Source organism: Micromonospora sp. CPCC 205539 (assembly GCF_036906815.1).
In the GTDB taxonomy this organism is placed as follows: domain Bacteria; phylum Actinomycetota; class Actinomycetes; order Mycobacteriales; family Micromonosporaceae; genus Micromonospora.
Map to the genome: position 1 here is coordinate 20877 of NZ_JBAKHW010000044.1, position 23647 is coordinate 44523.

At 72.7% G+C, this 23647-nt stretch carries 24 protein-coding genes and 1 pseudogene; 16 read left to right on the forward strand and 9 right to left on the reverse strand.

Annotated elements, in window-relative coordinates; all coding sequences use genetic code 11:
- The first annotated feature begins 45 nt into the window (after positions 1-45).
- Positions 46-1095: an ROK family protein gene (locus V6V47_RS27900; protein ID WP_334631353.1), complete on the forward strand. Its 1050-nt coding sequence runs from the start codon at positions 46-48 to the stop codon at positions 1093-1095.
- Positions 1096-1214: 119 nt separating this feature from the next.
- Here the strand turns inward: V6V47_RS27900 and V6V47_RS27905 are convergent, their stop codons facing one another.
- Positions 1215-1415 carry a DUF397 domain-containing protein gene (locus tag V6V47_RS27905; RefSeq protein WP_334631354.1) on the reverse strand — a complete coding sequence of 67 codons (201 nt, stop codon included), beginning with the start codon at positions 1413-1415 and terminating at the stop codon, positions 1215-1217.
- A 5-nt stretch (positions 1416-1420) separates the two neighbouring features.
- The gene (locus tag V6V47_RS27910) at positions 1421-2266 is read right to left on the reverse strand and encodes a helix-turn-helix domain-containing protein (protein WP_334631355.1); all 846 of its coding nucleotides are present in this window, start codon (positions 2264-2266) and stop codon (positions 1421-1423) included.
- Between the two features lie 276 nt (positions 2267-2542).
- On the opposite strand from V6V47_RS27910, the gene V6V47_RS27915 reads away from it, so the two are divergent.
- Together V6V47_RS27915 and V6V47_RS27920 are read left to right on the forward strand one after the other, a co-directional pair.
- Entirely contained in the window at positions 2543-2761 is a 219-nt protein-coding gene (locus V6V47_RS27915; RefSeq protein WP_334631356.1) for a hypothetical protein, read from the forward strand.
- Between the two features lie 167 nt (positions 2762-2928).
- On the forward strand, positions 2929-4029 hold the full coding sequence (locus tag V6V47_RS27920) for a D-alanine--D-alanine ligase family protein (protein ID WP_334631357.1): 1101 nt from the start codon (positions 2929-2931) through the stop codon (positions 4027-4029).
- An 88-nt stretch (positions 4030-4117) separates the two neighbouring features.
- On the opposite strand, the gene V6V47_RS27925 is transcribed toward V6V47_RS27920, so the two are convergent.
- A complete protein-coding gene (locus V6V47_RS27925; protein ID WP_442934316.1) occupies positions 4118-4819 on the reverse strand; it encodes a DUF3515 domain-containing protein in 702 nt (233 codons plus the stop codon).
- Positions 4820-5053: an Lrp/AsnC ligand binding domain-containing protein gene (locus V6V47_RS27930; protein ID WP_013284547.1), complete on the reverse strand. Its 234-nt coding sequence runs from the start codon at positions 5051-5053 to the stop codon at positions 4820-4822. It lies immediately after the preceding gene.
- A gap of 153 nt (positions 5054-5206) precedes the next feature.
- Between V6V47_RS27930 and V6V47_RS27935 the strand changes: the two genes are divergently transcribed.
- Complete coding sequence (locus V6V47_RS27935; protein WP_442934317.1) at positions 5207-6139, forward strand: thiamine-phosphate kinase; 933 nt, start codon at positions 5207-5209, stop codon at positions 6137-6139.
- Between the two features lie 29 nt (positions 6140-6168).
- On the forward strand, positions 6169-6630 hold the full coding sequence (locus V6V47_RS27940; RefSeq protein WP_334631359.1) for a GNAT family N-acetyltransferase: 462 nt from the start codon (positions 6169-6171) through the stop codon (positions 6628-6630).
- Here the strand turns inward: V6V47_RS27940 and V6V47_RS27945 are convergent.
- Positions 6585-7901 (reverse strand): ATP-grasp domain-containing protein, encoded by a 1317-nt coding sequence (locus V6V47_RS27945; protein ID WP_334631360.1) that lies wholly within the window; start codon positions 7899-7901, stop codon positions 6585-6587. The genes V6V47_RS27940 and V6V47_RS27945 overlap by 46 nt on opposite strands.
- A 178-nt stretch (positions 7902-8079) precedes the next feature.
- Positions 8080-8271, reverse strand: a complete 192-nt coding sequence (gene rpmB, locus V6V47_RS27950) for a 50S ribosomal protein L28 (RefSeq protein WP_007456456.1) — start codon at positions 8269-8271, stop codon at positions 8080-8082.
- Between the two features lie 263 nt (positions 8272-8534).
- Between rpmB and V6V47_RS27955 the strand changes: the two genes are divergently transcribed.
- Together V6V47_RS27955 and recG are read left to right on the forward strand one after the other, a co-directional pair.
- Positions 8535-10148, forward strand: a complete 1614-nt coding sequence (locus V6V47_RS27955; protein ID WP_334631361.1) for a DAK2 domain-containing protein — start codon at positions 8535-8537, stop codon at positions 10146-10148.
- Positions 10145-12343: an ATP-dependent DNA helicase RecG gene (gene recG / locus V6V47_RS27960; protein ID WP_334631362.1), complete on the forward strand. Its 2199-nt coding sequence runs from the start codon at positions 10145-10147 to the stop codon at positions 12341-12343. The genes V6V47_RS27955 and recG overlap by 4 nt, the downstream gene beginning before the upstream one ends.
- Before the next feature lie 60 nt (positions 12344-12403).
- Here recG and V6V47_RS27965 read toward each other — a convergent pair whose 3' ends face one another.
- From V6V47_RS27965 to V6V47_RS27975, 3 genes are all read right to left on the reverse strand, one after another.
- Entirely contained in the window at positions 12404-12766 is a 363-nt protein-coding gene (locus V6V47_RS27965) for an LPXTG cell wall anchor domain-containing protein (RefSeq protein WP_334631363.1), read from the reverse strand.
- Positions 12678-13499, reverse strand: coding sequence for a hypothetical protein (locus tag V6V47_RS27970; RefSeq protein ID WP_334631364.1), 822 nt, complete (start codon positions 13497-13499; stop codon positions 12678-12680). The genes V6V47_RS27965 and V6V47_RS27970 overlap by 89 nt, the downstream gene beginning before the upstream one ends.
- 247 nt (positions 13500-13746) lie before the next feature.
- Positions 13747-15255, reverse strand: a complete 1509-nt coding sequence (locus tag V6V47_RS27975) for a cell wall anchor protein (protein ID WP_334631365.1) — start codon at positions 15253-15255, stop codon at positions 13747-13749.
- Between the two features lie 307 nt (positions 15256-15562).
- Here V6V47_RS27975 and rsmD point away from each other — a divergent pair, with 307 nt between their 5' ends.
- From rsmD to V6V47_RS28020, 9 genes and pseudogenes are all read left to right on the forward strand, one after another.
- Positions 15563-16126 carry a 16S rRNA (guanine(966)-N(2))-methyltransferase RsmD gene (gene rsmD / locus V6V47_RS27980; RefSeq protein WP_334631366.1) on the forward strand — a complete coding sequence of 188 codons (564 nt, stop codon included), beginning with the start codon at positions 15563-15565 and terminating at the stop codon, positions 16124-16126.
- Positions 16123-16605, forward strand: a complete 483-nt coding sequence (coaD, locus tag V6V47_RS27985; RefSeq protein ID WP_334631367.1) for a pantetheine-phosphate adenylyltransferase — start codon at positions 16123-16125, stop codon at positions 16603-16605. Before rsmD ends, coaD begins: the two co-directional genes overlap by 4 nt.
- 236 nt (positions 16606-16841) lie before the next feature.
- Positions 16842-17339 (forward strand): hypothetical protein, encoded by a 498-nt coding sequence (locus V6V47_RS27990; protein ID WP_334631368.1) that lies wholly within the window; start codon positions 16842-16844, stop codon positions 17337-17339.
- 108 nt (positions 17340-17447) lie between these two features.
- Positions 17448-18011 (forward strand): YceD family protein, encoded by a 564-nt coding sequence (locus V6V47_RS27995; protein WP_334631369.1) that lies wholly within the window; start codon positions 17448-17450, stop codon positions 18009-18011.
- A 5-nt stretch (positions 18012-18016) separates the two neighbouring features.
- Positions 18017-18190 (forward strand): 50S ribosomal protein L32, encoded by a 174-nt coding sequence (gene rpmF, locus V6V47_RS28000; RefSeq protein WP_074317731.1) that lies wholly within the window; start codon positions 18017-18019, stop codon positions 18188-18190.
- A gap of 114 nt (positions 18191-18304) precedes the next feature.
- A complete protein-coding gene (locus V6V47_RS28005) occupies positions 18305-19291 on the forward strand; it encodes a phosphate acyltransferase (RefSeq protein ID WP_334631373.1) in 987 nt (328 codons plus the stop codon).
- Positions 19288-20004: pseudogene (gene rnc / locus V6V47_RS28010) on the forward strand (ribonuclease III); the annotation flags it as partial. The gene V6V47_RS28005 and the pseudogene rnc, both read left to right, overlap by 4 nt.
- Positions 20005-20278: 274 nt before the next feature.
- Complete coding sequence (mutM, locus tag V6V47_RS28015) at positions 20279-21136, forward strand: bifunctional DNA-formamidopyrimidine glycosylase/DNA-(apurinic or apyrimidinic site) lyase (protein ID WP_334631370.1); 858 nt, start codon at positions 20279-20281, stop codon at positions 21134-21136.
- A gap of 231 nt (positions 21137-21367) precedes the next feature.
- Positions 21368-23587, forward strand: a complete 2220-nt coding sequence (locus V6V47_RS28020) for an MMPL family transporter (RefSeq protein ID WP_334631371.1) — start codon at positions 21368-21370, stop codon at positions 23585-23587.
- Positions 23588-23647: the final 60 nt, after the last annotated feature.

Sequence of the window (23647 nt, forward strand, 5' to 3'; positions counted from 1 at the left end):
GGCACTAGCCTCGGCTCACACTCACGACGGCGGGAGGCGGTTTCGGTGGGCAGCGCAGGGGTGCCGGTGGTCGTCGGGCTGGACAACGGCGGCACCAGCAACAACGCCACCGTGCTGACGGTGGACGGCCGGTTCCTGGTGGACGGGCTGTTGGAGATCCCCAGCGAGGTGCAGGCCGGGCCGGAGGCGGCGATCGAGGCGTTGGCCCGCGCGCTGGACGGCGCTCTGGCGCAGACCGGCGTGCCCCGTGAGCTGGTCCGCGCGGTCGGGCTGGACACTCCCGGGCCGGCCAGCGCCACTGGCGTCATCTCGTCGCGAGGGTCCACCAACTTCTCCCAGCCGGCCTGGCGCGGCTTCGACGTCCGGGGAGCGCTGGAGCGGCGGCTCGGCCTGCCGGTGATCTACCACAACGACGGCAACGCCGCCGCCCTCTACGCCCACCACGTGCACTTCGGTGCCGACGCGATGGCCCGATCCTCGGTCTCCGCGATCGTCGGCACCGGGCTCGGCGGTGGCGTGGTCGAGAGCGGCCGGGTGATCGCCGGCGCGGCCGGGATGGCCGGAGAGTTGGGCCACGTGCACATCCCGCTGACCGGGCTGATCGGCCCGGGGCAGCCCGAGCCGACCTGCGCCTGCGGCTTCACCGGGGACGTCGAGAGCGTCGCCTCGTTGACCGGCATCGAGCGCAACCTGCTGCCGTACTGGCTGACCCGGTACCCGGACCACCCGCTTGCCGCCGAGCCGGTGGCCCGGGCGGCCAAACTCGTCCGTGGCTACGGCGAGCGGGGGGACGCGCTGGCCCGGGACCTCTTCACGCAGCAGGCGATGGCGCTGGGCCGGCTCTTCACCCTGGCGGCCAACTTCACCGACCCGCACGCGTACTTCGTGGGCGGTGGGGTGGTGGAGGCGGCGCCGGAGTTCCGCGACTGGTTCCTGGCGACGGTGCGCGAGCACACCGTGCTCCGCGAGGAGCAGGCGGCGGTGGCCACCTTCGCCCTCGTGCCGGAGCGGGACATGGCCGGCGCCCGAGGGGTGGCGATCGCCGCGCTGGAGGCGTTGCGTGCCGTGCCGGAGCCCCGCCCGCTGGTCGCCTGAGCCCCGGCACCTGATCGTCACCCGAGCCTCGGGAACGTGCCGTCGTCCGGTCACCGTCTCGGGCCGTGCCGTCCGGTCACCGTCTCGGGCCGCGTTGTCCGGTCGCCGCCTCCGTCCGGTTACCGGGTTGGCGGGGCCTGGGCGAAGGCGGCCCAGGCGGCCGGCGGAAACAGCAGGGCCGGACCGGTCGGGTCCTTGGAGTCACGGACGGCCACCATCGGTGGAATCGTCGCCACCTCCACGCAGGCACCCTCGTCGCCGCTGCGGCTGCTCTTGCGCCACGCCGCCGCGGCCAGCGCCGCTGTGATCGTCGGTGTCATCGGTCCTACCGTCCCTTCAGGACTGACAGGAGCATGCCGCGGCTGTCCGCCGGGCTGAGCGCCACGCTCCGGAGATGCTCCATGATCTTGGCGCAGGTACGCGTCTCGCCGGCGCGGTCGAGGATCATCTGGCCGGCGACGGTCTCCACCGAGGCGATGATCGGGTCCTCCGGGTCGGCGAACTCCAGGATGTGCAGCGAGCCTCGGGTGCCCCGGTGGTAGCCGGCGGTCAGTGGGATCACCTGGACGGAGATGTTCGGCAGCTCGGCCATCTTGACCAGGTGGCGAAGCTGCCCGTCCATCACCGACTGGTTGCCGACCGGGCGCAGCAGCGCGCCCTCGTCGATGATCGCGTCGAAGATGGGCGGGTTGTCGCCGGTGAGTCGCTGCTGGCGGTCCAGTCGGACCTTGACCCGCTGCTCGACCAGGTCGTCGCCGAGGGTGTGGGGCCCGCCGCGCATCACCTCACGGATGTAGTCCGCGGTCTGTAGCAGGCCGGGCACCACCGACGGCTCGAAGTTGGCGATGCCGATGGCCTCGGCCTCCAGCGCGATGAAGTCGATGGTGCGGCGGTCCAGCAGGTACGAGTACGACACCCACCAGCCCGGCTTGCGGGCGTCCTTGGCGAGGTCCACCGCAGCGGCCACCTCGTCGGCACCCACCCCGTACGAGGTGAGCAGGGCGCGCACGGTGGCCGGGCTGATGAGCGTCTGCGCGTTCTCGTACCGGGAGAGGGTGCTGCGGGTGCTGTTGATCTCAGCTGCGGCGGTCTCCAGCGTCAGCCCTGCTGCTTCCCGATGGTGGCGCAGGGCGATGCCGAGTCGGCGTGCGCGAGCGGTCTTGGGGGCCATGCATCGATGGTCGCACACATTTGTGGGAACGTGTGCATGAGAGAACGTCGATGAGAGTTGCATTCACGGCTCTACACGTGTCAATCTGTTATCGCGTCCTCACCGCCGGTTGTCGTGGCGACGGTGGTGGTGAGCGACCGGAGGGGATGGGGCGCGCGGCGATCGGGTTTCTCCCCCGTACCCGATCGTCGCGTGCCACCGCCATCCCGGCCCGCCGGAAGGAGACGACGTGCGTACCGGTCCGGAGCCCCCCGCCGTGCACCCGGACGGCCTGCAATGACCCGCTTCCTGGTGGTGCTCACCGACGTGCGCTCCGTCGACGGCATCGAGCGCAACGAGCGCACCACTCCCGAGCGCCGCCGGCAGGTCGTCGGCGCCAGCAGTCGCGAGGCCGCCGACCGGATCGCCGGGGCCTTCATGGCGCTGGGCATGGTCCGCGCCGGCCGGCAGCGGGTCAAGGTCATCGCCGTCGGCCGTCGGCACTCCCGGGACTGACCCCACCAATCCCGTCACGCACCGTATATCCTCCGTTGACCGATTGCGTGTCAGGTCGTGGCTCGCCGGGTAACGCCGCGCCTCACCGCCACGCACAGTAAGGTCAACCGCGTGAGCGCCACCGGCGAGCACGACCAGCCGCAGTCGCGTACGAAGAGGTGACCGGAGTGACCACCCCAGGCAAGACCCGCGTGGCGATCGTCTTCGGCGGCCGGAGCCCGGAACACGGCATCTCCTGTGTCAGCGCCGGCAGTGTGCTCGGCGCGCTCGACCCCGACGAGTACGAGGTGGTGCCGGTCGGCATCACCCGGGCCGGTCAGTGGGTGCTGACCAGCGGCGACCCGCTGCAGCTCGCGATCAACGCCCGGCAGTTGCCGGAGATCACCGCCGAGTCCGGCGCGGACATCGTGCTGCGCGCCGACCCCACCGGCAACGGGCTCATGGTGCTCGACCCGACCGAGGGCCCCCGGGCGCTGGCCGACGTGGACGTGGTCTTCCCGGTGCTGCACGGCACGTACGGCGAGGACGGCACCATCCAGGGCATGCTGGAGATGGCCGGCATCCCGTACGTCGGGGCGAACGTGTTCGCCTCCGCCGCCGCCATGGACAAGGAATTCACGAAGAAGCTCTGCACGATCGAGGGCATCCCGGTCGGCCCGTACGCGGTGCTGCGCAGCGGGATGACGCTCAGCGAACCGGACAAGGAGCGGCTCGGCCTGCCGGTCTTCGTCAAGCCGTCCCGGGGCGGGTCATCCTTCGGCGTCAGCCGGGTCACCGACTGGGCGCAGCTCGACGCGGCGGTCGCCGCCGCCCGGCAGTTCGACCCGAAGGTCATCATCGAGAGCGCGATCATCGGCCGTGAGATCGAGGTCGGCGTGCTGGAGGGCGAGGCCGGTGGGGCGCCCGAGGCCTCCGTACTGGCCGAGGTGCGGGTCGTCGCCGACCACGACTTCTACGACTTCGAGGCGAAGTACCTCGACGACTCCTGCGAGTACGACATCCCGGCCGGGCTGCCCGACAAGGTGACCCGCCAGGTGCAGGACTACGCGACCCGCGCGTTCACCGCGCTGGACTGCGCCGGTCTGGCCCGGGTCGACTTCTTCGTCACCCCCGAGCTGGACGTCTACCTCAACGAGATGAACACGATGCCGGGCTTCACCCCGACGTCGATGTTCCCGCGGATGTGGGCGGCCTCCGGCCTGGAGTACCCGAAGCTGGTGAACCGCCTGATCCGTACCGCGCAGCGCCGCGGCATCGGCCTGCACTGAGCCACCGGCAACGCCAGGAACCGAGCAACCCACGGCACCGGGCCATGACGGCCGCCGGGCCCGCATCCGGGCCCGGCGCCGATCAGGGTCAGCGCAGGCAGCCTGCGGGAGGTTTGCCGCCGGAGGGCACCGCGGCCACGATCGCGCTGGACACCGGCGGCACCCACTGCAGCGGCTGCTCGTAGGCGCGCGGGACGTGCACCGTGACCGGCGTCTCCCGGTCGACGGTGGTGAGCGTGGCCGTGTCGGCCTGCTCGACCAGGTGCCAGCAGACCCCGTTGACCGTCCAGACCTCGTCGGTGGCCGAGAAGGTCGGCTGAGTGCCGCCACAGGCCACGGTGAGGGCGGGTTCGCCGTATGCGGCGTTCTGCTCCGGGCCGGCGGTGACCGGACGCTGGGCCAGATCGCGGACGGTCTGCGGCAACTGGGAGAGCAGGGCGCGGCAGACCGTGGCCGGGCGGGCGGCCAGTGCGGGGGCGGCCATCTCGACCGGGGCGGTGGACTGCACCCGAGGCGTGGACGCGCTGGGGCTCGGCTTGGCGGCCGGCTCGTCCGGGGAGAGCTTGGCGAAGGCCAACATGGCCACCAGCAGCGTCACCGGCAGCGCGATCAGCGTGGCCACCAGGGCGGCACCACGCATGGTCCGGTCCCGTACGGCGGGCGCGTCGGCGGCCGGGTCGGACCCGTCCCGGGTATCGTCAGCCGGCTCGCGTGCCTCGTCGACCGCGTCGCGCGGCCCGACGGGCCGGTCGTCGTCGAGAGCTGCCGAGGAAGTCGTCTTGTCGTCCACTTACAGCCGCACCACCGAACACGTGAGGGTGCGGGTGATGCCGGGCACCATCTGCACCTTGCTGACGATGAGTTTGCCGAGCTCGTCGACGGTGTTCGCCTCCGTGAGGACGACCACGTCGTACGGCCCGGTGACGGCGTCGACGCGTACCACGCCGGCAAGGTCCGCGATGAGACCGGCCACGTCACGTGCACGGCCGACCTCGGTCTGGATGAGGATGTACGCCTGTACCACGACTCGACCTCCGTCCGTCGCCGCCCGGGAGCGGCCCGAAGGGTGAAACTACCTTACGGAGCAGGTCTGATCCCTATCGGTGGTCAAGGAGCAGCGGTGAGCGAGCGCGGCGGTGCCGGGCAGGACGGGCGGAACGCCGGCGGTGGTGCCAGCGTGGCCGGGATCGGCGAGTTCGGGCTGATCGGGCGGATCACCGCCCGGCTGTCGTACGGGCCGACGACCCTGCTCGGACCGGGGGATGACGCGGCCCTGGTGGCCGCACCGGACGGCCGGGTGGCCGCGTCCACCGACGTGTTGGTCGACGGGCGGCACTTCCGGCGGGACTGGTCCTCGGCACGGGACGTGGGGCATCGGGCGGCAGCAGCCAACCTGGCCGACATCGCGGCGATGGGCGCCACCCCGACCGCCCTGCTGGTCGCCCTCTGCATGCCGGCGGACCTGACCACCGGCTGGGCCGAGGAGCTGGCCGACGGGCTGGCCGCGGAGGCGGCGACGGTCGGCGCGAGCGTGGTCGGCGGGGACATGTCGGCCAGCCCCACCCTGACCGTCGCGGTCACCGCACTGGGCGATCTCGGCGGTCGGGCCCCGGTGGTGCGTTCCGGTGCCCGCCCCGGGGACGTGCTGGCGCTGGCTGGCCGCACCGGATACGCGGCAGCCGGGCTTACCGTGCTCTCCCGGGGCTTCCGCACCCCCCGGCTGCTGGTCGAGGCGTACCGGCGGCCGCAGGTGCCGTACCCGGCCGGTCCTCAGGCCGCCCGGCTCGGCGCCACCTCGATGATCGACGTGTCGGACGGGCTGCTCGCCGACCTCGGGCACGTGGCCAGGGCCAGCGGCGTGGCGATCGACGTACGCCGCGACGCGTTCGAGGTGCCCCGGCAGATGGCCGACGCGGCGCACGCGCTCGGCGTCGACCCGTACACCTGGATCCTGGCCGGTGGCGACGACCACGCGCTGGCCGCGACCTTCCCCCCGGCGGTGGCGTTGCCGGCGGACTGGCGGCCGATCGGCCTGGTCACGGCCGGTGCCGGGGTGACGGTCGACGGCGCGCCCTTCGACGGCCCGGCCGGCTGGGACCACTTCCGGTGAGGTCGGATGCCCGCCGTACCCTGGACACCGTGAGTGAGATCGAGATCCGGGCCGTGCGGTTCGACGCACCGGTGGCGCAGCAGTTGATCACCGCCACGCTGGCCGACCTCGGCGTCCGCTACGGCGGCAGCGGCGACGAGACCCCGGTGGCCGCGACCGAGTTCGAACCGCCGGCCGGCGCGTTCCTCGTCGCCTACCTGGCCGGCGAGCCAGTCGGCTGTGGTGGCTGGCGCAGCCACGGCGCGGACACCGCCGAGCTGAAGCGGATGTACACGGCCCCGGCGGCCCGTGGCCGGGGTGTCGCCCGCGCGGTGCTGGCGGCCGTCGAGCGTTCGGCCCGGGAGCAGGGTCGCAAGCGGATCGTCCTGGAGTGCGGCGACAAGCAGCCCGAGGCGATCGCCCTCTACTCCGCCGCGGGCTACGAGCGGATCCCGAATTTCGGTTTCTACAAGGACTCGGAGGGCTGCGTCTCCTTCGGCCGCACCCTCTGACCCTGTGCCGGCGCCGAGCCGGTGGTGATCTGGATCAGCCCGGCGGCCCGGGCGGCCGCGCCGGTCGCCTCCGCCGGGTCGGCGCCCCAGGCCAGCACCTGACCGCTGCGCCGTGTCGACGAGGTGACCTCCACCACCCGGTCGCCCACCGTCACGCCCAGACCGACGTCGAGTACGCCGGGCACCCGGCGGGCCGCGCGCACGCCGTCCACGGCGGTCACGGTGCCGGGTGGGGCGAGCAGGAACTCCACCGCCGCCGCGCCGGTCGGCCGGGCCGGCAGCGCCGGGCGCTCCCCCCGCAGCGCCCGCAGGTACGCGGGGACGAAGCCGCACTCGTAGGCGACCGAGATCAGTGCGCTGATCAGATCACCGGGCAGCCGGGCGGCGCACTCCACCAGCGCCGGGCCGTCGGCGGTACGGATCCACTCGCTGTGCAGCACTCCGGTGCGGAAGCCGGCCGCGACGGCCAGCCGAGCCGCCACGTCGAGCAGCTCCTGCCGGGCGTCCTCCGGCAGCGCGGAGGGCACCGTGTGCCCGGTCTCCACGGGCCGCCCGCCGGCCAGCACCCGTTTGTCGGTGACGTTGCCGAAGTGCACGTCGCCGTCGGCCACGAGGAGCTCGACGCTGTGCTCGGTGCCGGTCAGCACCTGCTCGGCGAGGACGGCGGTGGGCAGGCCACGATCGGTGGCGTCCGGGGTCGCCCCCGGGTCGGCGCTGGCGGCCCAGGCGGCGGCGACCAGCGCTGGATCGCTGATGATCTGGACGCCGAGGCTGCCGGCACGGCGGGTCGGCTTCAGCACGCAACGCCCGCCCTGCCGCCGCGCGAACGCGGTCGCCTCGGCGGGGGTGCCGACCAGCGCGAACGCCGGGTTGATCAGGCCGGCCGCAGCGGCGGTCAGCCGCATCTGGTGCTTGTCGGTGAAGATCTCGGCGGCCTTGACACCGGCGCCGGGCAGGCCGAGCGCGTCGGCCAGCCCTGCCGCGGCGACCACCCCGTACTCCTGGCCCGGCAGCACCAGCCGAGCGTCGGCCAGCCCCGGCTCCCGGGCGAGCAGCGCCGCCGGGTCGAGGCCGGTCTGGTACTCGGCGGCCACCAGACGGGAGACGATCGGCAGCGCGGCGCAGCGCCGGTCGAGGTCGTTGCGGCGGATCAGGTCAGGCTCCTCCAGCAGGACCACACTGCCGGCGGGCAGCAGTTCGCCGAGGCCGCGCAGCAGGTCCAGCGCGGAGCCCATCATGACCAGCTCGTCTCGGCCCAGGTCCAGTCGCACCCGACGCTCCTTCACCCGGCCGGACCCGACGTACGGCGCAGCGCGACCCTAACCGGGCGGCGGGCCGCCGGCGGTGGCCGCGTCGGCTAGTCGTCAGCGACCTGGCGCGGACACGACAGAGCCGGCGGACCGCAGTGGTCCACCGGCTGAGCCGAACGTGAAGGTGGGTGCTGCCGCGTCAGGCGCGGGTGACCTTGCCGGCCTTGATGCACGAGGTGCAGACCTGCAACTTCTTGGTGTTGCCGCCACCGGCCGGGGTACGCACCGACTGGATGTTCGGGTTCCAGCGGCGGTTGGTCCGCCGGTGCGAGTGGGACACGTTGTGGCCGAAGCCCGGTCCCTTGCCACAGACGTCGCACACGCTAGCCACGGGATACTCCTGGGATTGATACGTTCATGAGGTCGCCGGCAGGTGCTGCCCGGGCAACCTGGTCAGGTTACCCGATGACCAGCCGACCCGGCCAACCGGCCCGGTCCGGCAACCGCCGGTGGGTGGTGGGTCGGCCCGCCGGACGGCGGGCTGGACCGCCGCCAACCGTACCGGAGGCGCCCGCCCGCGCCGCCCGACCCGGGGCGGGGGGACACGCCGGCCGAGCCCGGCGGGTGTCGGTGCGCGCCAGTAGGCTTCTGCCCGTGCTGGACACCCTCGACGCCGCCGCGGTGCGCCGCTGGTGTGCGGGTGGGCTGGCCGCGCTGAAGCGCCACCAGGGCGAGATCGACCAGCTCAACGTCTACCCGGTGCCCGACGGCGACACCGGCACCAACATGGTGCTCACCCTCACCTCGGCCCAGCAGGCCCTCGCAATGGACCTGGACACGCTCCCCGACGCCGGGTCGACCGCGCACGGTCGCGCGTTGCGGTTGATGGCCCAGGGCGCCCTGCTCGGCGCGCGCGGCAACTCCGGCGTCATCCTCTCGCAGATCCTGCGCGGCTTCGCGGACGCCGTCGCCGCCGTGCCGGCGGTGCGCGGCCGGGAGTTCACCACCGCGTTGCGGGCCGCCACCACCGCCGCGTACTCCGCGGTCTCCCGGCCGGTGGAGGGCACCGTCCTCACCGTGGTCGGCGCGGCCGCCGACGCCGCCGAGCGTACGGCCAGCGACGACCTGCCGGCCGTGGCGCGGGCCGCGGCGCGGGCCGCCGCCGAGGCGTTGGCCCACACGCCCGAGCAGCTGCCGGCCCTGGCACGCGCGGGCGTCGTCGACGCGGGCGGTCGAGGGCTCTGCGTGCTGCTCGACGCCCTGGTCGAGGTGCTCACCGGCGAGAGCGCCGCCCAACCCGCGCCCGCGCCGCGTGCCGCCCGTCCGGCGGCCACGGTCGCCCGCGAGACCGGCTCCACGGAGTACGCCTACGAGGTGCAGTTCCTGCTCGACGCCGGGGCCGAGGCGGTGGCCGGGATGCGACGGACGCTGGACGCGCTGGGCGATTCGCTGGTCGTCGTCGGCGACGGGCGCGAGCCGGAAGCCACCTGGACCGTGCACGTGCACGTCAACGACGTGGGTGCGGCGGTCGAGGCGGGGGTTGCCGCCGGCCGCCCGTACCGGATCTCGGTGACCCGCTTCGCCGACCAGCCGGCGCCGTCCCCCGGCCCGGCGGCCGACGGCCGGGCCGCCGTGGTGGTGGCCACCGGCGCCGGGATCGCCGGGCTGTTCGCGGCGGAGGGGGCCACGGTGGTGCCGGGCAATCCCTCCATCGGCGAGCTGCTGGAGGCGGTCCGCGCCACCGGCGCCGCCCGGGTCGTGGTGTTGCCCAACGACCCGAACACCGAGGCGGTGGCGAGCGCCGCCGCCCGCGAGGCGCACCGGCACGGCATCAAGGTGAGCGTGGTGCCGACCCGCTCGCCCGTGCAGGCGCTGGCCGCCCTCGCGGTCCGCGACGGCGGCCGCCGCTTCGAGGACGACGTGATCGCGATGGCCGAGGCGGCCGGCGCCTGCCGGTACGCCGAGGTCTGCCACGCCAGCCGGGAGGCGCTCACCGTCGCCGGCCCGTGCCGCCCCGGTGACGTGCTGGCACTGGTCGAGGGCGAGGTGCACCTGATCGGCACCGACCTGACCGACACGTGCGCGGCCGTGGTCGACCAGATGCTCGGCGGCGGTGGGGAGCTGGTCACCCTGCTGGCCGGGCTGGACGCCCCGACCGGGCTCACCGACGCCGTCCGCGCGCACGTCGCGCGGCGCTGGCCGTTCGTCGAGGTGCAGGCGTACCCGGGCGGCCAGCCCTACTATCCGCTCCTGGTGGGGATCGAATGAGCGAAGCGGCCACGGTGGACACCCCGTTGAAGAAGCTGGTCGGGGACAAGACGGCCAAGGCACTGGCCGACCACCTCGACCTGCTCACCGCGGGTGACCTGGTCTACCACTTCCCGCGCCGCTACGACGAGCGCGGCGAGCACACCGACATCCGCGCCCTGGACGTCGGCGAGCAGGTCACCGTGCTGGCCCAGGTGCAGCGCACCGCCGTGCGCCCGATGCGCCAACGCCGGGGCAACCTACTGGAGGTGACCGTCGGCGACGGCTCCGGTGGGCTGCTGACGCTGACCTTCTTCGGCAACCAGGCCTGGCGCGAGCGGGAGCTACGGCCGGGCCGGTGGGGCATGTTCGCGGGCAAGGTCACCGAGTTCCGGGGCAAGCGTCAGCTCAACGGCCCGGAGTACGTCCTGCTCGGCGAGGGTGGCGAGGGTGAGGCCGCGGTCAGCGACGAGATCGAGGAGTTCGCCGGCGCGCTGATCCCCGTCTACCCGGCCGCCGCGGCGGTGCCGACCTGGGTGATCGCCCGCTGCGTACGGATCGTGCTGGACACGTTCACCCCACCGGAGGACCCGGTGCCGGCCAGCGTGCGGGCCAGCCGCAAGTTGGTCGACCTCGGCACCGCGCTGCGGGAGATCCACCGGCCGTCCAGCAAGGAGGAGCTGTACCGGGCGCGGCGGCGGCTCAAGTGGGACGAGGCGTTCGCCGTCCAGTTGACCCTGGTGCAGCGCAAGCACCGCGCCGCCGACTGGCCGGCCCGGTCCCGCCCGGCTCGTGCCGGTGGCCTGCTGGCCGCGTTCGACGCCCGACTGCCGTACGAGCTGACCGAGGGCCAGCGCGACGTCGGTGTGGAGGTCGCCGCGGACCTGGCCGCCCCGCACCCGATGCACCGGCTGTTGCAGGGCGAGGTGGGCTCGGGCAAGACGGTGGTGGCACTGCGGGCGATGCTCCAGGTGGTCGACGCGGGCGGCCAGGCGGCGCTGCTGGCGCCCACCGAGGTGCTGGCCGCGCAGCACCACCGCGGCATGCTCGACCTGCTGGGGCCGCTCGGGCGGGCCGGCGAGCTGGATTCCGCCGAGCACGCCACCCGGGTGGAGCTGGTCACCGGCTCGCTGGGCGCGGCGGCCCGCCGCCGTGCGCTCGCCGAGGTGGCCAGCGGTGCGGCCGGCATCGTGCTCGGCACCCACGCGCTGCTCTACGAGGGTGTGGACTTCGCCGACCTCGGCCTGGTGGTGGTCGACGAGCAGCACCGGTTCGGGGTGGAGCAGCGCGACGCGCTGCGCGCCAAGGCCGACCAGCCGCCGCACGTGCTCGTGATGACGGCCACCCCGATCCCGCGCACGGTGGCGATGACCGTCTACGGCGATCTGGAGATCTCCACGCTCTCCCAGCTGCCCCGGGGCCGCTCGCCGATCGCCTCGCACGTGGTACCGGCCGCCGAGAAGCCGGCCTTCCTGGACCGGGCCTGGCGCCGGGTCCGCGAGGAGGTGGCCGCCGGGCACCAGGCGTACGTGGTGTGCCCGCGAATCGGCGACGGCCCCGGCTCGGAGGAGGAGCCACCGCCCGAGGACGACAACGGGCGCCGGCCGCCGCTGGCCGTGAGCGAGGTTGCTCCGCTGCTGGCCGAGGGGCCGCTGCACGGGCTGCGGATCGGCGTCCTGCACGGCCGGTTGCCCGCCGACGAGAAGGATGCGGTCATGCGTTCGTTCGCCGCCGGTGACATCGACGTGCTGGTGGCGACCACCGTGGTCGAGGTCGGCGTGGACGTCCCGAACGCCACCGTGATGATCGTGCTGGACGCCGACCGGTTCGGTGTCTCCCAGCTGCACCAGCTACGCGGCCGGGTCGGCCGGGGTGCCGCCGCCGGGCTCTGCCTGCTGGTCAGCGAGGCCGCCGAGGGCTCGTCGGCCCGGGAGCGGCTGGACGCGGTCGCGTCAACCAGCGACGGGTTCAAGCTCGCCGAGCTGGATCTGGAGCAACGCCGCGAGGGCGACGTGCTGGGCGCCACCCAGTCCGGGCGCCGCTCGCACCTGCGGCTGCTGTCCCTGCTGCGCGATGCCGACCTGATCCGTGACGCCCGCGCCGAGGCGATCGCCCTGGTCGAGGCGGATCCGGAGCTCACGCAGAATCCGGCGCTGGCCGCGTCGGTCACGGCCCTGGTCGACGAGGACCGCGCGGAGTACCTGGAGAAGGGCTGACGCCCGGTCCGACCCGCGAGACAACGGGCGGACCGAGCGTCAGCACGGTTGCGGTTGCGGTCAGGCGTTGAAGCGGATTCGGCGGCGGCGGGCCAACAGGTAGAGCGCGCCACCGGCGCTCAGCAGCAGGCCGGCGCCGGCCGCCATGCCGGCCGCGGGTGCGCCGGTCGTCGGCAGTCCACCACCGCTGCCGCCGCAGTCGGCGGGCTGCTCCCACTCCCACGGGCCGAAGACGTCGGCCTCCGGGTCCCAGTAGTCGTACCCGGCGGTGACGGTCTGACCCTCCCGGCCCGCGAAGGTCTCCTCGATGGTCTGACCGGGCTTGACGGTCCGCTTACGGGCCTTCCCGTACGCGGGGGGGAAAGGTGACCGTCCACCTGTCGCCGTTGGGCGGGTCGGTGAGGACCACCGTGAACGTGTCACAGGTGGAGCGGGTGGTGACCCTGGCGGATGCGCAGTTGCCCGGGTCCTGCCAGCGGTACGTGGCGAGCGGCTCGCTGGTGCCCGCGACGGTCACGCTGACCCCGTCCCAGCCCTCGACCGGAAAGCGCACGGTCTTCTTTTCGCCGGAACCCAGTGCCACGGTCTGCGAGAAGCTGCCGGCGGGGACCGAGGCGAGGACGATCTGGGTCGCGGGTGCCTTCGGCGGGTTGGTCAGGCGCACGTCGATCGCGCTCGCGCAGACCGAGGTGAAGGTCGCCGTGGGCCCGGTCGGGCCTCCCTTGTCGGCGCAGGTGCCGGCGAGCGCCACGACACCTTCGTGGGTGCTGTCCTCGGTGTGGCCGTTGTCCCACTGGGCGCGGACGGTCAGGCGGGCCTCGGTGGCGCTGCCGGGGACGGTCTGCACGCCGACGACCGGATCGGCCACCGAGTGGGGGAACTGGCCTGCCGGGCTGGTCGCGATGGCGCTGACCTTGCTGCCGGTCGGCCTGGACGCGACCGACACGAGCCGGAAGCGCGTGGCATCGGGCGGGGCGCTCTCGCTGCGGACCGTCCACTGGATTCGGTAACTGCCGTTGACGCAGCTCGCCTCGCCCTGGACGGCGGTGTGGTGGGCGCTCGCCGGGGCACCCACGGCGAGCGCCCCGGTGCAGGCGAGGAGCGTGGTGGCGAGGACGCCGAGTGTGCGGCGGGCCAGTGCTGGGTGGTTGCTCATGGGCTCTCCTGTCGTGGTGGCGGTGCCTCACGGGAAGAGCCGGCCATGTCGGTGCGGGCTGGGATCGGACGCCGGCGGGCCGGTTCGTCAACTGACGGTAGTGACGGTGGTGTATCGGTGCTGCCCGTCCGGGGGTGCCGACCGCAGCCCGTGACTAAACCGTGACGACGGTGACCGCCGAGCGGAAAATGACCGAGGGCGCGCCGACCGGATGGTCGACGCGCCCTCGGGTTCAGCGCAGGTCAGGTCAGGCGGTGAAGGTCACCCGACGCCGACGGGCGATGACGAAGAGCACCGCGCCCGCGATCAGCAGGGCGACCGCGCCGGCGGCGATGCCGCCCGCCGCCGCACCGGTGACCGGGAGGCTCGGGCCGCCGCCGCCGGTGCCACCGCAGTCCTTCGGCGCGTAGACCGCCTCCAGCTCGAGGTCCAGGTCCGGCAGAGCGACGAGCGCCGACTTGGCCTTACCGGCCTTGAAGGTCACCGTCTCGGAACCACCGGCCGCGACCGTACGGGTCTCGGTCTTGGACTCGTAGGTGAACGTCGCCTTGACCGGGAGACCACCCTCGGGGTTGGTCACGGTGAGGGTGAAGTTCTTGCAGTCGGCCTTGGTGGTGACGGCCGGCAGCGGGCAGTCCTCGGGGCGCTGCCACGAGTACGTGCCCTTGTCGAGCACCTTGCCGTCGACCAGCACCTCGATCTTGCCGGCGTCAGCGGCCGGAACCACGATGCTGTTGTCGGCCTTGCCGGCCTCGACGGAGACCTTCTTGGTGAAGCCGTTCTCACCCTTGACCTCGAACTCGACCGGGTACTTGCTGGTCTTGCCGTCGTTGGTCAGCGAGACCGCCACCGAACCGTCGCACTTGGACGCGAAGGTCGTGGCCGGCGTGGTGCAGCTCTTGTCGCCGCCGTTGTACCAGCCCTGCGGGCCCTTGGACCGGTTGCCCGGGGCGCCCGGCGAGCCGAGCTTCTTGTTGTCGTACCGCTTGCCGCCCTCGACCAGCGGGTCGATGACCTGCTCCTTGTCACCCCAGATCAGGTCAACCTGGGTGTGGCAGTTGGGGATCTCGACGTTCAGCGTGATCTCGCGCTGGGTGCCGCCGATCCAGTCGCTGTCCGGCGTGCCGTAGACGTACTGCGGGGTGGCGAACTGCGGCCGCGGCGCGAAGTACGACACCAGCGTGAACCACTGCTTGCCCTCGCCGCAGAGCGGCTTGTCACCCTCGAGCTTGACGGTGGCGGTGCCCTTCGGGCCGTCGAAGGTGTGGCTGTAGGTGGCCTTGTCGGCGTCGACACACGTCGGAGCCGGGGCGCAGGCCTTGTCGGCAGCGAGGTTGATCTCGCCATCGTTGGTGCTCGACGCGGTCTTCTTACCGTCGACCAGCCACTCGGCGTACACCTTGAGGGTGGCCTTGGCGGTGTTGCCCGGCACTCGCTCGACGGCCGTCACCGAGCCGCTCTTGGCGATGACGGTGCCCTCCAGCGCGACCGGGGCGGCACCCTCGACGGGCACGTTCACCGGGGCATCGGGCTCGGTGGTGACCTTCTGGAGCGTCGCGTCCTTGTTGTCCTCGCTGTTTACCACCTTCCAGGTGATCACGCGCTCGCCGGTGAGCCGGTCACAGTCGGCGGTAGCGGTGATAGTCGTGTGGTGCGCGCTGGCCGGGGTGGCCACCGCGACGACCCCGGTGAGGCCGATGAGGGCGGCTCCCAGGACGGCCAGCGGTCGCCTGAGCGACAGCTTGGGACGGATCACGGGTACTCCTGGAGTGCTGAAGCGTTCAGGGGCGTGGCACGGGAGCGACAGTGGACGGTCAACTGCACGTCCGCATGTAGGGGTGCCCTCCCGAGCCGAGGGCCGGCGGTTTGCCGCCGGCACCCGGCCGACCCTAGCGAGATCGCCTCGCGTGTTACAGCGCTCATTCTTCGCTAAGAGGAGTGTTATGAATTTGAGATCATTGATATACGAAACGTGATCATGTCATCGCCACGCTGGTACGGACCGCGTCGTCCGGCAGGTCCGATGGGTCGCGTAGCGTCGTCGGCATGAGCAGGAGGAGACGGTGACCCGGATCGTGGCCGGCACGCTCGGCGGCCGACGGATCGCCGCGCCGCCCGGCGCCGGCACCCGACCCACCTCCGACCGGGTCCGCGAGGCGCTGTTCAGCGCCGTCCAGGCCGAGGTCGATCTCGATGGTGCCCGCTTCGCCGACCTGTACGCCGGCTCCGGTGCGGTCGGGCTGGAGGCGCTCTCCCGAGGTGCCCGGCACGTGCTGCTGGTCGAGTCCGACCCCCGGGCGGCCCGGGTGATCCGGGAGAACGTGGCGACGCTGCGGGCCGGCTCGGCCGCCCGTCTCGTCACCGGCAGGGCAGCCACCGTACTGGCCGCCGGTCCGGATGGTGGGCCGTACGACGTGGTCTTCGCCGACCCGCCGTACGCCGTCCCGGCCGAGGAGATCACCGCGCTGCTGGCCGCGCTGGTCGACGGTGGCTGGCTGGCGGCCGACGCGCTGGTGGTGGTGGAGCGGTCCACCCGTAGCGGCCCGGTCGAATGGGTGGACGGGATCACCGCCGAGCGCAGTCGCCGTTACGGGGAGACCACCCTTTGGTACGGTCGCCGATCATGAGACGTGCGGTGTGTCCCGGCTCGTTCGATCCGGTCACCAATGGACACCTCGACATCATCGGCCGAGCCAGCCGGCTCTTCGACGAGGTGATCGTCGGCGTGCTCATCAACCAGTCGAAGAGTGGCCTCTTCACTGTCGAGGAGCGGATCGACATGCTCCGCGAGGTGACCGCCTCGTACGGCAACGTACGGGTCGAGTCGTTCCGTGGGCTGCTGGTCGACTTCTGTCGGGCCCAGCAGGCGAGCGTGCTGATCAAGGGCCTGCGGGCGGTCAGCGACTTCGACTACGAGTTGCAGATGGCCCAGATGAACATCGGGCTGGCCGGGGTCGAGACGCTGTTCATGCCGACCAACCCGCTCTACTCGTTCCTCTCCTCGAGTCTGGTCAAGGACGTGGCCAAGTGGGGTGGCGACATCTCCGCCCACGTCCCCGACCGGGTCCGCGAGGCCCTCCAGTCCCGCCTGGGCCCCCGGCACTGACCCTCCCGCGCCCCTTCTCCCGCGATCTTGCAGTTCCGGTCGCTCGATCGCCCCTTTTGAGCGCTTCGCCCCGGCGACAAGTGCAAGATCGGCGCGGGCTGACGGCAACGCGACGCGCCGGGCCGGGGTGGATCAGGCAGGTGTGGTTCGGGCACGACATGATTGGTCGAGCGGGGAACCGGCCGTAGCCCGCATCATTGAGGTCGGCCGACGAACGACAGGGGAGTGAGGTACCGGTGGACCCGCTCGATCGCATCGACGAACTGATCGCCATGGTGGAGCAGGCCCGCTCCGTCCCGATGTCGCGGAACAACTGCATGCTCGACCGGGGTGAGGTGATCGCGATCCTCGACGAGATGCGCGCCGACCTCCCCGCCGACCTGCGCCGCGCCGCCGCACTCCTCGAGGAGCGCGACAAGATCATGGACGCCGGCAAGCGCGAGGCAGACCGGATCATCAGCGAGGGTGAGGCAGAACACGCCCGCCTGGTCTCGGTGAACGAGATCACTGTGTCCGCCGAGCACGAGGGCGCCCGGATCATCGCCGAGGCGCGGGCCGAGGCCCAGCGCCTGCGCGAGGAGGTCGACGACTACGTCGACACCGCCCTGGCCAACTTCGAGCAGTTCCTCACCCGGGCGCTGGCCTCGATCGAGCGCGGCCGGGACAAGATGCACGCACTGCGGGAGATCGGCACCTTCGCTGGGGATGAGGCGGAACGCCCGCTACCCTTCTGAGCGGCACCTCACCAGCCGACATTCGGGTCCGGCGTCGCCCCCGGTTCGACGGTCCGGCGGTCGCCCAGGTAACCTTTTTGTCGGCCTCTCACCGGCCGGAGTCTGACTATGCCCAAACACTCGCCATCGACACTCAACCCCAGGTCGCCGCTGGTCCTCGACACGAGGGAGCTGCCGCGCCGACCTGGTGCGTTGCGTACGGTCCAGCGGGTCGTGCCGGCACCGGCGGACCTCGGTGTGGAGTTGATCAGCGTGCCGGAGGGCGCGGACCTCGACCTCGATCTGAGGTTGCAGTCGGTGTCCGAGGGCGTGCTCGTTACTGGGACCATCACCGGTCCCGTTCAGGGCGAGTGCGGCCGTTGTCTACGCGAGATCGACGACTCGAAGGCCGTGACGATCCAGGAGCTGTACGCATATGAGGACAGCACCACGGACGCCACGACCGACGAGGACGAGGTGGGCCGGATGCAGGGCGATCTGATCGACCTGGAGCCGGCGCTGCGGGACGCGTTGGTGCTCACGCTGCCGACCAACCCGCTCTGCCGGGAGGACTGCCCTGGACTGTGCCCCGAATGCGGGGCGCACTGGGACGATCTGCCGGCCGACCACAGTCACCAGCAGATCGACCCGCGTTGGGCGGGCCTGTCGCAACTGACCCGTACAGAGGAGTAAGAACCGTGGCCGTCCCGAAGCGCAAGATGTCGCGCAGCAACACCCGGTCCCGCCGGGCGAACTGGAAGGCGACCGTGGTCGCGACCGTCGCGTGCCCGCAGTGCAAGTCCCCGAAGCTGCCGCACGCCGCCTGCTCCGTCTGCGGCACCTACAACGGCCGCCAGGTCATCGAGGTCTGACCTGGACGCCGAGTGACGCCCCCGACCCCGGGTCGGGCGGCGCGCGCACCCTGGCATTCGCCCGGTGCCCCGGCTCCCTCCGACACCGCCCGGCCCACTCCGGTCGGCGTTCCGGTGGAGCCGGGCACCGCGCGGATCGCCGTTGACCTCCTCGGCGGGGACGACGCTCCCGCCGTCGTGGTTGACGGCGCTCTGCGGGCCGTGCGTGCTGATCCCGACCTGCATCTGCTACTCGTCGGCCCGACCGAGGTCGCCGACGGGCTGATCGCTGCCCTCGATCCGAGCGAGCGTGCCCGGATCACGGTCCGGCCCGTCCGGGACGTTGTCGGCATGGCCGACCATCCCAGCGCCGCCCGCGCCGAGAGCACCGTTCGGTCCGCGGTCACCGCAGTCCGCGACGGGACCGCCGACGCGCTGGTCTCCGCCGGTGCCACCGGAGCCACCGTCACCGCGGCCGTGCTCGGCCTGGGCCGCTGGCCGGAGATCCGCCATCCCGCCCTGGCTGCCACCCTGCCCGCCGTCGCCGGGTCGGTCGTCCTGCTCGACGTCGGCGGCTCGCTGGAGCCCCGTCCGGCCACCCTCGTCCGGCACGCCGTGCTCGGCGCCGCGTACGCCGCTGTGGCGCATTCCATCGCCGAACCGCGGGTCGGGCTGCTGTCGGTCGGCACCGAGGCCGGCAAGGGCGACCGGGTCCGCCGGGCCACCGACCCACTGCTCGCCGCCGAGCCGCTGCCCCGTGGGGCGCGCTACGTCGGCCTGGTCGAGGGGTACGACGTGGCCCTCGGCGCGCGCGCCGATGTGGTGGTCACCGACGGCTTCACCGGTAACGTGCTGCTCAAGGCGATCGAGGGCGCGTACGCGATGGCCGGTGGCCCGCCGGCCAGCGGTGGCGCCCCCCGCGCCGCCGCTCTGCTCGGCGTCGCCGGGACGGTGGTCGTCTGCCACGGCGCCGCCCAGGCCGACGACGTCGCCTCCGGCATCGCCCTCGCCGCCCACCTGTGGCGGCGGCGTGCCACAGACCTGATCTGCGCGTTGCTCGACGGCGACGCCACGACGGACCGCACCGACCGCATCACCGACACCGAGGTACGCACATCATGAGCAACGACAAGCGGCGGCGGGCGTCCGTCGGTCACCTGGAAGCCGCGTTCGGCGTCAGCTTGGAACCCGACCTGCTGGAACGCGCGCTGACCCACCGCTCGTACGCGTACGAGAACGGTGGCCTGCCCACGAACGAGCGGCTGGAGTTCCTGGGCGACTCGGTGCTCGGCGTGGTGATCACCACGGCGCTCTTCCACAACCACCCGGACCTGCCCGAGGGGCAGTTGGCCAAGTTGCGGGCCAGCGTGGTCAACATGCGGGCGCTCGCCGACGTGGCCCGTGGCCTCGGCCCGGACGGCCTCGGCGCGTACCTGCTGCTCGGCAAGGGCGAGGAGACCACCGGCGGCCGGGACAAGGCGAGCATCCTCGCCGATACCCTGGAGGCGCTGCTCGGCGCGATCTACCTCCAGTACGGGCTGGACACCGCCGGGATCGTCATCCACCGACTCTTCGACCCGCTGATGGCCGAGTCGGCCGGCCGGGGCGCCGCCCTGGACTGGAAGACCAGCCTCCAGGAGTTGACCGCGGCGCTCGGGCTCGGCGTGCCGGAGTACCGGATCGAGGGCACCGGACCGGACCACCTCAAGACGTTCACCGCCTGGGTGGTGGTGGCCGGCAACCGGTACGGCGGCGCCGAGGGTCGCAGCAAGAAGGAGGCCGAGCAGCGGGCTGCCGAGGCGGCCTGGCGGATGCTCGCCGAGCAGAACGACAAGGCCGATCAGGACAAGGCCGAGCAGGACGGCAAGGCCGACCAGGACAAGACCGAGCAGGACGGCAAGGCCGACCCGGCCGAGCAGGCGGCTCAGGCCGAGCAGGCCGACCACGTGGCGGAGGTCATGCCGGCCGACGTCGCTTCGGAGCAGTCCCCGGTCAATGGCACGGGCCCGACCGGTGGCGTCGCCCGCCCACACACCGACAACGGCAATGGCCGGCCCGCCCGCACCGAGCCCACCGCCGCCACGGACGACCAGGAGGCGGGGCTGAGCGGTGCCTGAGCTGCCCGAGGTGGAGACCGTCCGGCAGGGGCTGGCCCAGTGGGTCGTGGGTCGGCGGATCGCCTCCGTGGAGGTCCGGCATCCCCGCGCGGTCCGCCGGCACATCCCCGGCGGTGTGCACTTCGCCGACGTGCTCGCCGGCCGGACCGTGGTGGACGTCCGCCGCCGGGGGAAGTATCTGTGGTTGCCGCTGGACAGCGGCGACGCGGTGATCGGGCACCTCGGCATGTCCGGTCAGCTGCTGCTCCAGCCTCCCGGCACCCCGGACGAGACCCACCTGCGGGTGCGGTTCCGCTTCGCCGACGACGGGCCGGAGCTGCGCTTCGTCGACCAGCGCACGTTCGGTGGGCTCTCGGTCAGCGAGGGTGGCGCCGAGCTGCCCGAGGAGATCGCGCACATCGCCCGGGACCCGATGGACCCGGAGTTCTCCGACGCGGCCTTCGTCGCCGCGCTGCGCCGCAAGCGGACCGAGGTGAAACGAGCCCTCCTCGATCAGACCCTGATCTCCGGCGTGGGCAACATCTACGCCGACGAGGCGCTCTGGCGCGCCGGCCTGCACGGCGGCCGCCCCACCGACGCGCTGACCGGCCCGGCCGCGCAGCGCCTGCTCGGTCACGTCCGCGACGTGCTCGGCGAGGCGATCAAGCAGGGCGGCACCAGCTTCGACGCCCTCTACGTCAACGTGAACGGCGAGAGCGGCTACTTCGACCGGGCGTTGAACGTCTACGGCCGGGAGGGCGAGCCCTGCCGGCGCTGCGGCGCGCCGGTCCGCCGTGAGGCGTTCATGAACCGTTCCTCGTACAGCTGCCCGACCTGCCAGCCCCGCCCTCGGGGGTCCCTTCGGGGATGACCCCGACCCATCTCCGGGTCCCTGCCGGCGGGTCGCGGCCGAACGCTCCGGGGTCGACCCCGGCGTCCGTCCGATTCGCGGGTTGATGCCCGTCGTGCCCCTCCGGCCGACCCTCCTTCCTGGCTGGGCCGGTTCCGGGGATGGCCGGGGCCGATCCCCGATGTGATCGCCTCGTCACGTCCCTAGCGTCAGCACCGTTGACAGGGGGCTGACGTGACAGGGGGACCCGAGATGGGGGCTAGACCGGTGACGGTGCGGATGGCGCGGTGGAGCGCCGAGCACCCGTGGCGGGCGATCGCGCTCTGGGCCGTGTTCGTGGCGGTGTGCTTCGTCGGCGGCAACGCCGCCGGCCTCAACGAGGCCACCAGCGGCGACCAGGCGATCGGCGAGGCGGGCCGCGCCGGCCTGATCGTGGACGGTGGCGCCTTCACCGACCCGGCCGTGGAGAACGTCCTGATCACTGCTCGGGGCGGCGCGTTGGACCCGGCGGCGGCCAGGGCGGCGGCCGACGATGCGGCGGCCCGGCTGCGTACCGTCACCGGGGTCGCCGAGATCGGTCAGCCGGTCCCCGCCCGGGACGGCGCGGCGCTGCTGTTGCCGATCACCATGTCCGGCGACCCGGATACCGCCTCCGACCGGGTGCAGCCGCTACGCGACGCGACCGCCGGTGTGCAGGCCGCACATCCGCAGCTGCGTGTCGAGCAGGTCGGCGGACCGTCGATCGGCCAGGCCCTCGACGACACCCTGGGCAAGGACTTCCAGCGTGCCGAATTGCTCAGTCTGCCGGTCACCCTGGCCATCCTGATCATCGCGTTCGGCGCGCTGATCGCCGCCAGCGTGCCGGTGCTCTTGGCGCTCTCCTCGGTCGCCGCCGCGATGGGTCTGTCCACTCTCGCCTCGCACCTGGTGCCGGCCACCGACACGACGGCCCCCGTGATCCTGTTGATCGGCATGGCGGTCGGGGTCGACTACTCGCTGTTCTACGTCCGCCGGGAACGGGAGGAACGCGCCAAGGGCCGCTCCGGCCTGGACGCGGTGGAGATCGCCGCGGAGACGTCCGGGCACGCCGTGGTGGTGTCCGGCCTCGCCGTGATCATCTCGATGGCCGGTCTGCTGCTCGCCGGTGACGTGGTCTTCTCGTCACTCGCCGTGGGCTCGATCCTGGTGGTCGCGGTCGCGGTGACCGGCTCGCTGACCGTGCTGCCCGCCCTGCTGGCCAAGCTGGGCCGCTGGGTCGACCGGCCCCGGGTGCCGCTGCTCTGGCGGCTGACCGCGCCGCGTACCGGCCGGCACGGCGAGCAGCGTGGACCGCGCTTCTGGCCGGCGGTGCTCCGCCCCGCGCTGCGCGCCCCGGTGCCGACCCTGGTCATCTCGGTCGGGCTGCTGCTCGCACTGGCCGCGCCGGCACTCGGCATGAAGCTGAAGTTCCCCGGCATGGAGGACCTACCGCGCACCACCCCGGCGATGCAGGCGTACGACCGGCTCACCGCCGCCTTCCCGAGCACCGGCACCAATCACGTGGTGGCCGTCCGGGCGCCGGCCGAACAGGCCGACCGGGTCCGCGCCGCGCTCACCGACCTGGCCGGCCGGGCCGCCGGTGACCCGCTGTTCGCCCCGGCCGAGGCGGACGGCCCGAAGATCAAGGTGTCGGCCGACCGGCGGGTGTCGGTGCTGGACGTCGCGACCCCGTACGCCAGCCGCGACGACCGGTCGGTGCAGTCGCTGGACAAGCTGCGCGACGACCTGGTCCCGGCCGAGCTGCGGGCCATCCCGGGCATCGAGTACGCGGTCGGCGGCAGCGTGGCCGACAGCCAGGACTACGCACAGCACGTCCGGGACAAGTTGCCGCTGGTGATGAGCTTCGTGCTGGTGCTGACGTTCCTGGTCATGGTGCTGACGTTCCGATCGGTGGTGGTGGCGGCCAGCTCCATCGCGCTGAACCTGCTCTCCGCGGGCGCCGCGTACGGGCTGCTGGTGTTGATCTTCCAGGGCAGTTGGGCGGAGGGACTGCTCGGTTTCACCTCGATGGGCGCGATCGTGTCCTGGCTGCCGCTGTTCCTCTTCGTGGTGCTCTTCGGCCTCTCGATGGACTACCACGTCTTCGTGGTGAGTCGGATCCGGGAGGGGATGCGGGCCGGCAGGTCCAACCGGGACGCGGTGGCGTACGGGATCACCTCGTCGGCCGGCGTGGTGAGCAGTGCGGCGATCGTGATGGTCGGAGTGTTCTCGATCTTCGCCACGCTGAGCACCATCGACATGAAGCAGCTCGGCATCGGCCTCGCGGCGGCGATCCTGCTGGACGCCACGATCATCCGGGGAGTGGTGCTGCCGGCGCTGATGACCATGCTCGGTGACGCCAACTGGTGGGCCCCGCGCTTCCTGCGTCGACGCGAGACGCCAACCCCCACCGAGCCGCCGGCACCCACCCCAGAGTTGGTGCCAGTGCCCTGACCGCCCCGCCCGCCCCGCCCTCCCCGCCCCTCGACGCCCGCCCCCCGCCCCTCCCCGCCC